The 13,760-nt window shown below is 60.5% G+C and carries 15 protein-coding genes; 5 read left to right on the forward strand and 10 right to left on the reverse strand.

All coding sequences use genetic code 11. From position 1 onward, the window contains the following. Positions 1 to 42 precede the first annotated feature (42 nt). From E4V01_RS24565 to E4V01_RS24600, 9 genes are all read right to left on the reverse strand, one after another. Positions 43 to 312: a hypothetical protein gene (locus E4V01_RS24565; RefSeq protein WP_135300187.1), complete on the reverse strand. Its 270-nt coding sequence runs from the start codon at positions 310 to 312 to the stop codon at positions 43 to 45. 50 nt (positions 313 to 362) lie between these two features. Then, entirely contained in the window at positions 363 to 2,597 is a 2,235-nt protein-coding gene (locus E4V01_RS24570; RefSeq protein WP_135300188.1) for an ATP-dependent RecD-like DNA helicase, read from the reverse strand. A gap of 461 nt (positions 2,598 to 3,058) precedes the next feature. Beyond that, entirely contained in the window at positions 3,059 to 3,370 is a 312-nt protein-coding gene (locus E4V01_RS24575) for a hypothetical protein (RefSeq protein ID WP_135300189.1), read from the reverse strand. 142 nt (positions 3,371 to 3,512) lie between these two features. After that, entirely contained in the window at positions 3,513 to 3,689 is a 177-nt protein-coding gene (locus tag E4V01_RS25950; protein WP_193763306.1) for a hypothetical protein, read from the reverse strand. A gap of 115 nt (positions 3,690 to 3,804) precedes the next feature. Beyond that, the gene (locus tag E4V01_RS24580; RefSeq protein ID WP_245517698.1) at positions 3,805 to 4,227 is read right to left on the reverse strand and encodes a hypothetical protein; all 423 of its coding nucleotides are present in this window, start codon (positions 4,225 to 4,227) and stop codon (positions 3,805 to 3,807) included. 182 nt (positions 4,228 to 4,409) lie between these two features. Then, on the reverse strand, positions 4,410 to 4,628 hold the full coding sequence (locus E4V01_RS26025; protein WP_135300190.1) for a hypothetical protein: 219 nt from the start codon (positions 4,626 to 4,628) through the stop codon (positions 4,410 to 4,412). Between the two features lie 1,150 nt (positions 4,629 to 5,778). After that, the gene (locus E4V01_RS24590) at positions 5,779 to 6,261 is read right to left on the reverse strand and encodes a molecular chaperone DnaJ (protein WP_135300191.1); all 483 of its coding nucleotides are present in this window, start codon (positions 6,259 to 6,261) and stop codon (positions 5,779 to 5,781) included. Further along, positions 6,258 to 6,485 (reverse strand): hypothetical protein, encoded by a 228-nt coding sequence (locus E4V01_RS24595; RefSeq protein WP_135300192.1) that lies wholly within the window; start codon positions 6,483 to 6,485, stop codon positions 6,258 to 6,260. Before E4V01_RS24595 ends, E4V01_RS24590 begins: the two co-directional genes overlap by 4 nt. Then, positions 6,485 to 7,516: a hypothetical protein gene (locus E4V01_RS24600; protein ID WP_245517699.1), complete on the reverse strand. Its 1,032-nt coding sequence runs from the start codon at positions 7,514 to 7,516 to the stop codon at positions 6,485 to 6,487. The genes E4V01_RS24595 and E4V01_RS24600 overlap by 1 nt, the downstream gene beginning before the upstream one ends. Before the next feature lie 275 nt (positions 7,517 to 7,791). Between E4V01_RS24600 and E4V01_RS24605 the strand changes: the two genes are divergently transcribed. From E4V01_RS24605 to E4V01_RS24615, 3 genes are all read left to right on the forward strand, one after another. After that, positions 7,792 to 8,118, forward strand: a complete 327-nt coding sequence (locus E4V01_RS24605; RefSeq protein ID WP_135300193.1) for a hypothetical protein — start codon at positions 7,792 to 7,794, stop codon at positions 8,116 to 8,118. A gap of 400 nt (positions 8,119 to 8,518) precedes the next feature. Beyond that, positions 8,519 to 9,307: a hypothetical protein gene (locus E4V01_RS24610; RefSeq protein ID WP_371688542.1), complete on the forward strand. Its 789-nt coding sequence runs from the start codon at positions 8,519 to 8,521 to the stop codon at positions 9,305 to 9,307. 2 nt (positions 9,308 to 9,309) lie between these two features. Next, positions 9,310 to 11,010 (forward strand): CHAT domain-containing protein, encoded by a 1,701-nt coding sequence (locus tag E4V01_RS24615; protein ID WP_135300195.1) that lies wholly within the window; start codon positions 9,310 to 9,312, stop codon positions 11,008 to 11,010. A gap of 331 nt (positions 11,011 to 11,341) precedes the next feature. Here E4V01_RS24615 and E4V01_RS24620 read toward each other — a convergent pair whose 3' ends face one another. Beyond that, positions 11,342 to 11,740 (reverse strand): hypothetical protein, encoded by a 399-nt coding sequence (locus tag E4V01_RS24620; RefSeq protein WP_135300196.1) that lies wholly within the window; start codon positions 11,738 to 11,740, stop codon positions 11,342 to 11,344. A 236-nt stretch (positions 11,741 to 11,976) separates the two neighbouring features. Here E4V01_RS24620 and E4V01_RS24625 point away from each other — a divergent pair, with 236 nt between their 5' ends. Then, entirely contained in the window at positions 11,977 to 13,044 is a 1,068-nt protein-coding gene (locus E4V01_RS24625; protein WP_135300197.1) for a hypothetical protein, read from the forward strand. A gap of 239 nt (positions 13,045 to 13,283) precedes the next feature. Then, positions 13,284 to 13,574, forward strand: coding sequence for a hypothetical protein (locus E4V01_RS24630; RefSeq protein ID WP_135300198.1), 291 nt, complete (start codon positions 13,284 to 13,286; stop codon positions 13,572 to 13,574). The last annotated feature ends 186 nt before the right edge of the window (positions 13,575 to 13,760 follow it).

Genomic DNA, 13,760 nt, shown 5'->3' on the forward strand with positions numbered 1-13,760 from the left:
GCAGAAGCTTGGAGACACGAGGCAGCCTGTTGGATTGGTCGTTCAGCGATCCGAGTTCCTGCGCTTGCGCTCGCTCGGATGATACGGGAGCCATGCCTCCCAAATTGCCTCTGCTGCCTCTTCACCCTCGCAGCGAACGTAGACCAGCGACGAGTTCGGCATGACGGAAGCAGCACGTTCGACAATTTCAACATCCTCTCGATCCCAGAGGAGTTCTTGAAGAACGGCTTCGTCATCGATGTGGACGGTGAGAGATGCCTCGTTAGGAAATGGGTCCCGCGGCGGCGGGCTGACGAGATCACGATAACGCATTATGGAAGCCTCTGAGATGTTGCGGATTATTTATCTGTCCGCATCTCGGCCTATCTTGTCCGGACAAGCATGCCCCCGTGGTCCTGAGATCGTTCAAGCCGCTCGCGCAGCTTCGTAAAGCGACGCTTGGTCTGGCCGCTCCGCACGGCCATGCCGATCGCCTTCCGCTGGCCGACCAGCACCACAAGCTGCTTGCCGCGAGTCACGCCCGTGTAGAGCAGGTTGCGGGCGAGCATGTTGAAGTGCTGCGTCACGATCGGGATCACCACGGCCGGGTACTCCGAACCCTGACTCTTATGGATCGTAGTGGCGAAGGCTGGGACCAGCGTGTCGAGTTCGCCGAATGGGTAGATCACCTCCCGCTCGTCGAAGGTGACGATCACCGCAGCTTCCTCATCGTCGATGCGGGCCACCATGCCGAGGTCGCCGTTGAACACCTCGCGGTCGTAGTCGTTCTGAGTTTCCATCACTCGGTCGCCGGGCGCGAAGCGCCAGCCGAAGCGCTCGACCTGTGCCGGTGGGTTCGGATTCAGCACGCGCTGGAGTTCATGGTTGAGGTTGCGCGAGCCGAGCGAGCCTCGAAGCATCGGTGTCAGCACCTGGACGTCCCGCACGGGATCGAACCCGAAAGTCCGCGGGATGCGCCGTGTGACGATCTCGATCAGCTTGGCGACACCGACCTCAGGGTCGTCGATCTCGATCAGGTAGAAGTCAGCCTTCTCGCCTGGATGAGGTCTTTCTGGCATCTGGCCGTTGTTGATCCGGTGGGCGTTGACGATGATCCGGCTCTCGGCGGCCTGCCGGAACACTTCAGTCAGTCGGGCCACTGGCACGCGTTCGGACGCGATCACGTCCGCCAGCACCTGCCCCGGTCCAACTGAGGGTAGCTGATCGACGTCGCCCACGAGAAGCAGACCTGCCCGCGGCGGCACCGCCTTCAGCAGCGCGTTCATCAACGGCACGTCCACCATCGAGGTTTCGTCGATGACGAGTAGGTCGCAAACGAGCGGGTTCTCCTCGTCCCGTGTGAAGCCCCCGTGCTTGGGGTCGATCTCCAGCAGGCGGTGAATGGTCTTTGCTTCCAATCCGGTCTGCTCGGTCATCCGCTTGGCGGCGCGGCCGGTTGGAGCAGCCAGGAGTACGTGCACGCCCTTGGCTCGGAGGATGCGCAGCACGGAGTCGAGCGTGCTGGTCTTCCCTACGCCCGGGCCGCCCGTGATGACGCAGAGCTTGGATGCGAGCAGCAGCCGGATCGCTTCTGCCTGCGATGGCGAGAGCGCCTTGCCGGTCTTCTGTTCGACCCACGGCAGCGCTTTATCGAGGTCGATCTCCGACCAGGGCGGCGTGCCGGACGCCCGCTCGATCAGGCGGTCGGCGATGCCGCGTTCGGCTGCGTGAAGGCCGCGGAGAAACACACACGCCTGATCGCCGATGATGTCCTGGATGACCTCCTCGCCGCGCTCGATCTCCTCAGCAACCGCGGAGCGGATTAGGCCAGCCTCGACCTCCAGCAGCTTCTGGGCAAGTTCTGTCAGGCGAGCAATCGGCAGCGCGCAGTGACCCTCGTCCATGGCCGTCTGGAGGGCGAAGGATACGCCAGCCCGCAAGCGCTGAGGCGCCTCCATCGTCAGCCCGAGCTTCATGGCGATCGCGTCAGCCGTCTTGAAGCCGATGCCGCGGATATCCTTGGCGAGGCGATACGGGTCCTCGGTCATGACCTTGATCGACTCGTGGCCGTAGGTCTTGAAGATGCGCACCGCACGGGCCGTGCCGACGCCATGAGCGTGCAGGAAGAGCATGATCTCCCGCACCGCCTTTTGCTCAGCCCAGCCGCGTACGATTCGCTCGGCGCGCTTCGGGCCGATGCCACCGACCTCCATTAGGCGGTTGGGCTCGGCCTCGATGATCTCGAAGGTGCCTTCTCCGAATAGGGCCACGATGCGCTTTGCCATCGCCGGGCCGATGCCGCGCATGTAGCCGGAGGCAAGGTACTTCTCGATGCCCTCAACCCCGGTAGGTGGCGTCGCCTTCAGCGTGTCGGCCTTGAACTGGAGGCCGTGCTGGCGATCGGTGAACCAGATGCCGGTCGCGGTGATCCACTCGCCTGCTCCGATCGCAGGCGCATGCCCGATCACGGGAACGAGATCGCGTTTGCCGCGGGCCTGTACCTTGAGCACGCAGAAGCCAGTCTCGGCATTGTGGAAGGTAACACGCTCGACTGTCCCGGCAAGCGTCTCGACGGGGGCGCTGGCTCCGAACTGCTTAGGTCTCGCCCGCTCGTTCACCTGCGTGCCTACGCTCTGCGCGATTCATCATAGGGGGCAGTTGTGCCTTCACGCACATCCACGACACCAACGGCGGAGCATAAACGCCTTAAGCCGCTATCGCCCCCTCAGCGGCCCGATCCAGCGGCGCAGCGGTCTTCGGACCCTGCGCCGTTGTCGCTTCTGGAAGCCATTATGCTGGGTGCCCTCGGTGTACGCGTCGAGGAGCACCGACGAAAGGTCGTGGAGGGTCGCGGGTGCACTTCGCATGTAAGCCGCCGTCTTCCACCCCTACCCGTATAGACTGTCGGTTTGCCGCCATTCGACCGTGACACAAACGCCGTCCTCCAGCCGCAGCGTCAGCATTGGCCGAGGCTTGGGACTATTCCAGGCAGGCTTCCGAGCCGTTGGGCAATCTCCGCGGGCTTTCCGCGGTCGAGGACTGAGGGAGGCCCGGGTCGGGACCCGAGCCCCTTGGTACATCAGCGGGAGGTGCCGGTCCCGGTCGTGCTGGAGCCGGTGCCCATCGAGCCGGAGCCCGAGGCATCGTTCTTTATCTGCGCACCAGAAGCGTTCGGGCTTCCCTTCATCGGCGCGCTCGTCCCGGTGGAGCCGGTGCTGTCGCTCTTCATCGGCTGACCGGAGCCGGACCCGGAAGCGCCCGAAGTTGTGGTTCCGGTCGCGTTGGAGCCTGTCTGGGCTGCGTCGCCGCCCTTCTTTGTAGTGTCGCCAGCCGCGAAGGCGGCGCCGGTCAGAGCAAGGGTGCCAACAAGAGCGATCGCGATACGCTTCATGGAAGTTCCTTCCTTAATGGTGGACACTGCCCTTGAAACGGCAGCCGCGCTCTCGTGTTCCTGAAACTTCCTTCTCCGGTTCGCTGGATTAACGACTCCAGGGGGCAACTCAGATTTCAGCAGCACGATGCCCTGTTTGTCTCTAATCCGCGTCGATGAAGCTCTTCGACGAGTTCAAGACCAATGAAAGGTCTGAATTCCCGAGCGCCGCACCAGACCGCCCGCCCACCTGACCGCCCGGCCCATAGGCCATCGCGCTCCACTCATCCTCGCCGACCGTCGTCAGCACGATCACCCAACGCCCGTACCGGACCGGCATGCCCCACCTACCTCGTTCACCCGCCATAACTTTGGGCGGCATGACAGGATGCTACAAGGTGTACGAGCAGGGATTAAGGTTCGCGCTGAGCCGATCGGTCGTGGTAAGGCCAGCTTTACGCCCCTCCGCACCCATGCGTGTCGTTCATCAACGTCCAGGACTGGAGCGTCCGCAGGTTGGTGGTCGTATAATACTTCCCTCGCGTATCGCCTTCGGGACAACCGGTTGGGACATGCACCAGACATACGAGGACGCGGTCTCCGACCTTCGAATTGTAGACGGCTTCAACAAAATCGTAGGAAGCCCCGTTAGCGTTGTTCTTCAGGTTGACGACGGTGCCATCCCCATCATCGGTCGGCGTCGGGCGCGTCAGCTTTTCTCGAAATCTACCGGATATGCTCGCGATCGTCGTTCGAGCACACGTACCCACCTTCGTCGGCCGGGCTTCCTGCGCGTTTGCTGCCGCGGTCGCTTCGAGGGCGAACGCAGCCACCGAAACGATGAACGCTCGCGCCGAGCGCCTAACCGTACCGTTCATCGACAATCCTCGTCCACCGAACCGCGCGCAGAATAATTAATATTACCGGGTCGGCACCAAGACCGCAGTAGTGATCTTGTCGCTGAGGCGGCATTCGAAAAAGATTTTATATATTGCAGGAAGAGGCCGAGATTGGAAGGTCTTGGCACTTTCTTTTCCCGACGTCTAGGCAATCGCCCCTACTAGCCGCCCGGTGACGTTTGTGCGGGTTCGTCGTCGTAGTCCGCGTTGATGAACGCCTGCACCGCCGCAACAGCTTGCTCCGGGGTGTCGCCCACGAATGGCCCTTCAGGCTTCGACGATCCCAGCCGGTACGCGTATGCCACCCATTTAGGCACCGATCGGCTGACCATCACCGTCCAGCCCCGGTACACCCAGCTTCGACGCCGCTGACCCTTCAACACGCTCTCCCGAACCCTCTTGCTCACGGATGCGTGAAGCTTGGCGAATGGGTCGCTGGGAACAAGGCGCCTAAGTAGTCCGGTCGATGCGATCCACAACGAGCGATCGAAGCGCCCCTCTTGTCGCTCCCTGCAATCGGATGCGATCAACTCGTGTTCATTCGTTACCTAGACGTCCTTAGATCGGACTGCCTCGGCGCTTCGTTCAAACAGAGGCACTTCGATGCAAGACAAACCCGACGACACCAAGCCCACCCTCTCGCTCCGAATATTTTACGGCCTATTCAAGGTCGATGCTTCAGGCAAAGCCCCGGTATACGCCGCTCTCGTGACCTTCGGGATGGTATGCGCTTACAAGTGGTTCGGCATGATGTAAGCCGTGGATCGCTCCAGTGGTCCGGAAGCATCCACCTTAATCCCAAACCGGCCCTTCGGTTTTCGAAAAATTACGTTGGAACAGGCAGGCCAGGATCAGGTTCCGCTCACATCTGTCACGCTGACAAGGAAATGGCCGATGAAGCGCACGATGATCTTGGTTGCAGGAACCTTGGCTTTTAGTGGCGCAGCCTTTGCGGCTGAGAACCCATCGGGAACCGGTACAGCTACGGGCATGGGCGGCACTGCGACCGGAGTAGGCTCTGCGTTATCAGAGTCGAAGGCTTCTGAAGCCGCGGGACTGCCGACAGGCACGCAGAAGTCTGGCCCTGCGGGTGCCGCAGCAACAGGTCCGGGCACCGATGGGGCGGGTTCAGGCGCTTCGAGCACCGGAGCCGCTGGCGCGGCAGGTAGTGCTGGGAGCGGATCAAATACGGTACGCTGATCCCAGCGGGCATTTAGAGATTGGAAGCCGGGGCAGCGATGTCCCGGCTTCTTTGTGCCGGAGGCGAACGCTCGAACCAACGCCCTTCGAGCGTCACACGATCATGGTCCAGATCATCCCGCCCAAAGAGACGTATAGGCGTTGCCACCTCGTGGGGCGTAAAGGTACATGCGGCATCATTGCGGCCGTCGTCCAGCGAGAGGTCTCAGGAGCGATCCATCGCTTGCCAGCCGAATAAGACCCCTACCGCGAATGCGATTAGGTGGAGCATGATCCAGACGATTGCGCGCCGGAAGACCCACACCGCGGCGATTAGGACCAGCACCTCCATCATCCGCGAAGCTCCTTGATCTTCTGGAAGGCGGTGCAGACGGCCTGAAAGCTCGCCGTAGCCGCCGCTTTCTTCTCTGACGGCTGGCGGTCGGGGTGGTGGTGTTGGAGCAGAGCCCGACGCGCCGCGGCAATGACGACGGTATGTGCAGTCGCTGCGAGCCCCACGCTGCGGTAGAGCTTGTCCTCTTCGTCGTCCTCAATCGACGCCAGCCGCCCCTGAAGTTGGTCGATCCATGAGCGCGCGGTCGCCAGATCGTGCCGCATCGTCTCGATCCTGGAGTGGGTCTCGGCAAGCTCGGCGCGAACAAGTTCGTGCTTCCGGCGTAGGGCCGAGTCTTCAGCCTCAACCCCAAGGACGCCGTCGAGCAGCCGAAGGTTACGCCGCGTGATGTCGGCGAGCCGTTCCAGTTTCGGTCGGACGGCAGCAAGCTGCGCGGGCGAGTACCGGCGGAAGTCGAGTTCGTCGATCTCGATCATCATCGGGGCAGCAGAGCCGGAAGCAGGTTGCCGCTGCCGACGAGAACGCCACGCGCATCACGGGTCACGTCGGCGCGATGATCGTACTGGCCGACCAGGAGGCCGCGGGCGTCGCGAGCGATTGTCCTCTTCGTGAGGTGCTGCGTCTGGAAGCGTCCTACGATGACGCCGCGCTTGTCGCGGATGATCTGGACCGCCGCGGGCTGCTGATATGCGGGCGTGTCCATCAGGCCGCCTCGCTCGCGACGGTCTCAAGCTCCTCTATGTCGTTTGCCGGAGGCTCATCGGCCTCGACGCCCCAGCCTGCGTTGTCGGCCTCATTGAAGTTGAAGAAATTGAGCACTTTCGCCGCCGCGGTGACGATGCCTTGCTCATCCGGAGCGTGGTCGTAGAGAGCGACCCCGCAGGCGGCCAGCTTGCGTCGTACAACGGCGGCGCGTTCCGGCTTCACTCGGCAGTTTTTGCGAGCATAGAGACCTTCGAGGAGGTAGCCCTGCGTGGTCGCGCGTAGTTCGCCAATGACGCCCGGTTCCGGTGCTGCCGGGCGATACTCGATGTAGAGGTAGTTGCCGACATAGACCTGCCCGACCTTGGTCGCGAGGCAGTTCTCGTACCGCCGAGCCGCATCCGATAAGGCTTCGGCCGATCCAAGGATGACGAGGGTAGGGTCGCCGCGGGTGTCGAGCGAGCGCGGCAGCCGGTCAAAACGATGAGACCACCAGCGGAACAGGGCCGATCGATGGTCGTCCCGTTTAAGGCGCGTCAGGGAGGATCGGATCGCCTCATCGGTCGCGTCGGAGCAGCGTGCACGAATGTAGGCCAGGGAGGCGTTGAGTTCCGCGACCTGCTCCGTTTCATGGACGAGCGCAACGAACGCCGGATGCAGCAGCATGGGATCGAGCAGGCTGACGATCTCGATTTGCGCGCCCACAAGGCTACCGGCCATCTGACCGAGCACCTTCACCCTCCGCCTGTCCGCTGGGACCTCCGAGAAAAACAGACGCTGAAGCTCCCCGTAGGTCTCCGGAGCCCCAACAGGGGCATGCCCGAGCCGCTGCATGGCGCCGAGAAGGCCGTCCGGCACGGAGCCGAAAACAGCGCGCACCAGATCGCGTGGGCGGCGCAGAAGCAGGATAGCCCGGCCGATCACGGCCTCATCGCTCTGGCCCAGAGCATCGCTATCTTCGATCGCACGGCGGAACCGGCTGGCAATCTCGGCCTGTCCAAGCCAGTCGATGCTCGCCATCACCAGGAACATGGCTTGCCGACGTGTCGGTCCAAAGTACAGAGTCGAGGCCAGCAGACCAGGACAGGCGCAGTCAAGGATGATGGCTCGATCGAGTGTCCAGCCAGAGTAAGTTCTGGGGGTAAGATGCTGACGAGTGGCCGACGAGGAGGCGGTATTCGGTAGCTGCATCCTGAGATGCTGCCTTAAATCCGAAATCCGGCAAGCGAAATCGTGTTCACGTTCGAACGTGGGCGGATGCACGCATGTTGGCTACTGTCTTACCATCCTCGCAACAGGAGACATCCATGCTTCCTATCGAAGATGCGCATCCGGCTTCGGCTATCACCGGTCCTGATCGCGGTGCGATTCTCTCCGCTATCTTTCGGCGGCAGGCTCTTCGCCGCGAAGCGCAACTTCCACTGCTTGACGTGCGAGCCGAGTACGAGCGCGCCATCGAACAGGCTCGGTGGCGGGCGCATGTCACGACGTATGGAGAAGCCACCCGCGCCCAGGTACTTGCTGAACTGCGCGCCAAACACGGACCTCAGTTCGGGAGCAGCGTGGGCGGCAAGTGGACGTTGTGGTTGCTGCTTGAGAAGCGACTTCGAGAGATGTTCAACGACCGTGGGTGAAGCTGGTGGTTCTAATTTCCTACTTCATTTCTACCGCTCAGGAGACAGCTTTCGGCCCCTCGCTGTCCTTCAGAAGGTCTGCTCGCTGGCTGTTTAGCCGATCCCAGACATCTGGGCTCAGCCTGCAGCCGACAGTTCGCCCGTGGGCACGAAAGGCTGGAAAGCGGCAGTTCCACCCATGCCCGGTCAATCATATCCCCTTAACCACTTTCCTTGATACAATCGCGATGGAGACGTAAGGTCCGACCAAACGGGTTTCACAGCGGGATCGATGGACTCGTATCTTGAGATCGCTCAGCGGGTCCTGCGCGCCAGCCGTCGCCCAATGTCGGCGGCTGGCATTCTTGACTCGGCTTACACCGCCGAAATCGTTCCGAAGCACCTTTTCGGCCGAACCCAAGTGAAGACGCTGCAGGCCCGTCTTAGCGAGGACGTGCTCTACAATCCCCACTCTGCATTCTTTCGCACCGAGCCCGGCTACTTCTTCTTGAACGAGTTGGTCACCGACCCTACAATCCCAGCTAAGTTCAAAGAAAAATTTGAGGCCCGTCGTCGTATCCGTGATCTGCACGTCGCGCCCTTCCTCGGCATTGACGAAGCATTCGTATCAACCTGCGGCGCAGACCTAATGCGCGATTGGGTCAGCTTCGTCGGTGCCGCCGAGAAGTGCAACGCCATACATTACTATTCGTCGAGAAAAGAAACGCGCGGAGCATTGATTGTCTGGACGTTTTCCGTTGTGCGACGTGGCTCCGAGGTTCTTTCCTACAGAACAGGAAGGTACCGTAATGATCGGGACACCTTCATGGACAGGCGGACAATCGGCTTTCCTGGCGTCCTTAGCTACTACGATTTCACGCTCTTTTCCGAGGGCGACTACGGAGCGAAGGAGAACTCACTTAATGCCATTAAGTGGGACCTCGACATCTCCGCGGTAGCGATGCACGGAGGAAGCCTTCCAGACCCGAAACCTATTGCATCTGTGAGGGTGCACCAAGACGACAAGCGCGACGTCCTCGTGATCGTCATGGACTGGCACTGCCCTGCTTGGTTCGAGCCAACGACGCGGCGCCTATCATTAAACGACCCCCGTTGGCTCGACCTCAAGAAACACAACGATATTGACGACTTCGAGCCTTGGACCAGGGCTACGCTCGATATCTTCTGTGAGGGCAGCGGCGCCTTATAGTGTTGACGATCTCGGAAGGGCAGACGGCTCTAATACGGTTTGATATTGAGAATGGCACACCCCTGCGGAAAAAGGGCGCGCTGCAGGATTTGACGCGGCTCTACCGGCAGGACCGGCAACTCAACTCTGAGGCTAGGAACGCCTTTGAGCGGATTATCTGCGGCTCGCTACTCAGGGAGAAAGACCGGAAGGTCGTCCGCTGGGGCCTCAACGCGCTTGCCAGACTAGGGACGCGCGAAGGAAGTACACCCTACGTTAGTTCAACGATTCATAAGTTTGAGGGTGATCCCGAGATAGTCGGAGCCGCGATCGCAGCCCTGTCGCGCCTCTACGACGGGAAGCTCGACATGGTGCAGGGTTTCCCGAGTATCGATCCGGCCATCCGGGTGTTGGCGTCGATGCAGACGACCAGCCCACATAAGATCGACATGACCGGACTAAGCATCGACATCGATAGCTCAGATGCGGAAGTCTTGAAGCTCGCACTTCTAACAGTTGGCCTCAATCGAGACATACAGAATCTTCTGCATCCTCGCCATTCGAATGGTGAGATCGTAAGGCAACTCTGTCAGCACGACGACAGCATCGTTAGGCAGTATAGCGTCTGGTCGGTCATGGAAAACAGGCTCCTGACGCTCGATGACCTTGGGATACCGTTCGACACGATCGAGAGGCAGCCCGCCAACGTGCAGGCTAAGCTATACCAACTCGCCGCGGAGCGCTTACCTGATCTGAAGTTCCGTACGAAGATCATCCACGAGGGGACTTATTCTGAACATACGGAAGCCAGGAACGGGCTTGCAAAAGGCATCGCGGGCATCTTCTACGATGGGTTGGCCGATATTACCCTTGGTTGGTACGACCAAGAAGACGATGGCGAAGTCAAAGCACTAATTGCCGAGCACTTCGCGAAATTCTCTGATGAGTGTGGGCCTTACAGCGATAAGGTCATAGCCATAGTGGAGGCCGACTCGAATCTCTTGGACCGTCTCACGGTGAAGGCAGAAGGAAATGCCCTTTGGGGCAAGCTCCGGGCGAGAGACGTGAGGACAGGCATGAAGGACCTGTTCGGCACCACGTCGGACTTGGAAACCATGTTCCGGCAGGCGGTCGATATTTCTGAAAAGGCGAAGACGATGAAGGTGCTGTTCCTCGCAGCTAATCCCTTGAACGAGGGGGGATTGAAAACCGATCGTGAGGCCAACGACCTCAAGGCACAACTTGCTACTGTACGAGACGCAAAGACGAGAGTTGAAGTCGAGCACGCCTGGGCGGTGCGGGTTGACCAAATCCAAATGGAAATCCTGAACACTCAACCCGACCTCATCCACTTCAGCGGTCACGGCAATGTCAACCTTCTGGTGTTCGAGGACGCGGAGGGAAGCGCGGTTGCCGTTTCGGGCGACGCGATTGCCCGACTGATCGGGCTTGTCGGGTCGGTGCGGTGTGTCGTGCTGAACTGCTGCTTCTCGGACTCGATCTCAAAACATATCCTGCCGCATGTAGAAGCTGTAGTTGGCTGCGATGATTCTATCGCCGATGAAGCTGCTATCATGTTTACGCGGGCGTTCTACCGGGCGCTGTCGCATGGCGTGACTTTCCAGCAGGCATTCAATCTAGCCAGGAACGAACTCGATCTGCACGGAAAGGAGTCTGAGTCTGAGAAGTACAAGCTTCTCTACGCACCTCCTCCTAGCGCATAATCCTTCGCTGGTTTGGTGCTCGTCCCTCGGAAATCCTGAAACTTCCTCCAAGCGGCTGTACCTGCGGTTCAAGCAGTCGTTCTTCTGCTCGCTAAGGTAAATACCCTTTTCTCGGCCCTGCTGGATTGACCCACACGCTGCTGGACCCAAGACTTGCAAGTGCTCAAAGGCGGCGAGTTAATCTCTGCAACCCGCCAGATTCGGACTTCTCAAGAAAGTCCTGGGTGCCGAAGTTCGTTGACAAGGAGTGATCTCAACGCTCGAACGACCATGCGCAAAAGAAAGGGGCCGCCCTCAGGCGGCCCCGTCGTCCATTCTTCTGTGCGGTAGCTTACCAGCCGTAGTCGTAGCCACCGTAGACAGGTGCGTAGCCGTAAGCCGGGGCATATCCGTAGCCACCGTAGTAGCCCACCGGGCGTCCGTAGCCATAGCCGCCGTAGCCATAAGAGTTGGCGGCAATCGCACCGGCTGCGAGGCCAGCGATGCCCAGGCCGATGGCGGCGCCCGGACCAATGCCGCGGCGGTAGCCGTAACCGCGATATCCATAGCCACCGTAGCCGCGACGGAAGCCTACACCGCGGTATCCGCCGAAGCCTCCACGGTAGCCGTAGCCGCCGTGATAGCCGCCGTAGCCGCCGCGCCATCCAGCTTCCGCCGGATTCACGGAAGCAGCCATCGAGCCGAGGCCGAGCATCGCGGCAGCGGTGAGAACGAGATGACCCTTACGCATGAAGCTTCCTTCGAAGATGCGATACACCGGTCCAACAGGGCCAGATGGAAGGGGTTCCGGTTACCTACCCTCGCCCGGTTGTCGCACGATCACCCGGAAAGACCCGCGGTGCTCTGGAAGGATGGTGATCGGCCTCTCGCGCTACTACATGGATGAGCCGTAGACGTGCGCGCGAGACCCGTCACTTGATCGTTGTCAGATCAGCATATTGGCGGATTGCCGCGACAGGTGCCCTCGTGGTTGCCGTGATCGTCAGCGGTGCCATTGCCCTTCCGCAGGCTACTTTCAGCGTTGGTCTCCTCGAAGGCGCGGGTGATCCCGTGCGATTGACGGAACTCCGTCTGCCATCGGTCATCACCGAACAGCGGATTGCCGCAGAGATCGACGACGCTTTAAGCAAGGGCGATAGCGATCTCGCCCGCAGCTTCCTCAATCTCGCCGATAGCCGTGGCTTGAAGGTCGATGCTGATCGCCGCGCAAGACTCGGAGCCTTGGTCACACCGTCCGAAAACCATTCCGGGGAGAAGTTCCTTGATGGTGTCACCTCCGGCTCTGCCGACACATGGTCGGGCATGGCAGGGGCGCTCACCGCTGACGTCGTCGGCATCAGTGACGTGCGTGACCTCTGGCAGGAGGGTGGCAAGCTGATCCAAGGCGAGCCCTACGACAAGGTCATCCTTGGCCTCTCAACGGCTGGCCTCGCGTTGACCGGCTTCACGGTCGCCGCCCTCTTACCGAGTGGCGGCAGCAGCATCGCGTCCAAGGCGCCTGCCGCTCGTGGATTGGGGCTGCTGAAGGCTACTCGCCGCGCGGGCCTGCTGTCGCGCGAACTAGCCGGAAAGCTCACCGGAATGGCTGCTTCGGCCATGGATACGGTCGCACTGAGGGAGGCCGTGGCGGCGGCCCGAGCCTTCGATCTGTCCGCGACTCGGCTGGCTGCTCAGAGGGCGATCCGCCCTGGAGCCCTTCGTACGATTTCCTCCATCGGGGACGATATGGTCGCGCTTGAAGCTCGGGTTGGTCAGCGAGGTGCGGCTCAGGCTCTTGGTGTCGCGCGAGATGTAGGAGAACTTGGTCGCGCTCGGCGCTTGGCCGAAGCCATGGGGGGCAGGACTCGGGCGGCGCTCAAGCTGCTCGGCTCGGCCGCGCTCGTCCTCGGGGATATTGCGGGACTGCTGCTTCAGGCCGTCTGGCTGGCTGCGGGTTGGATGGTGATGGCCGCATTCGCAGCGCGGCGGCTCGGACTGACGATGGGACGCATGTGCTGGGGACCTCCTCCAGTTCGGCGGGAAACATTCTGGTAATCATGGCTTCGTCGAATGCGAGTGGCATCCGATGAACCGCTGGGCGAACGAGAGTTGAACTTGATCGTTCCGCACATGCGTGCCGCGATGCTCTGCCGTCAGTAGGCAGAGAGCACCGCGGCATTTTAGAGGACTAAAATCTCGCGTCAGATCAGCCGAAGCGAACTGGCGGGCATCAAGTACATCTCGATGCGATTAGGCGAACCAGTATCATACCTATCGAGTGTTACGAGATCGTGATGCGCAATGATTTCATCAAGCATCTCTTCAAGCGCGTCAGAAAAATCGAGAGCGTCGGCTTTGTACAGGAAGCGGATGCAGACATTGTCGTCATAAACATTCATCTTCCACCGATCAGACTTGTGTCGTGCGGAGATGCAGGCTTGTCGCACCATCAACTGGACGACCTCGCCGAATGCAACACAATCAACGTTCGTCGAACGAATGCAATAAACATTTTTCATGACTTAAATAAAACTTCCTTTGCTGACCAAGCGTCAACAAAATCATCTTACTACTCCATCGATTAGGGTTCAATATTTTATACGCCCCACTCAGGCGAACATGAGCGGCGCCAATCAATCGAACGGTGCCTGCCGGGCGCAGAACGTTTGCGCAATCTCCGATCCGTGCCTTGTTTATTCATTGCACCGACGATCGACGGGTGTGGCGGGTGTCCATGTCTGATAACCCTCTTGTCCCAAAAACCCTGTCGT

This window comes from Methylorubrum sp. Q1, from assembly GCF_004683995.1.
GTDB lineage: Bacteria > Pseudomonadota > Alphaproteobacteria > Rhizobiales > Beijerinckiaceae > Methylobacterium.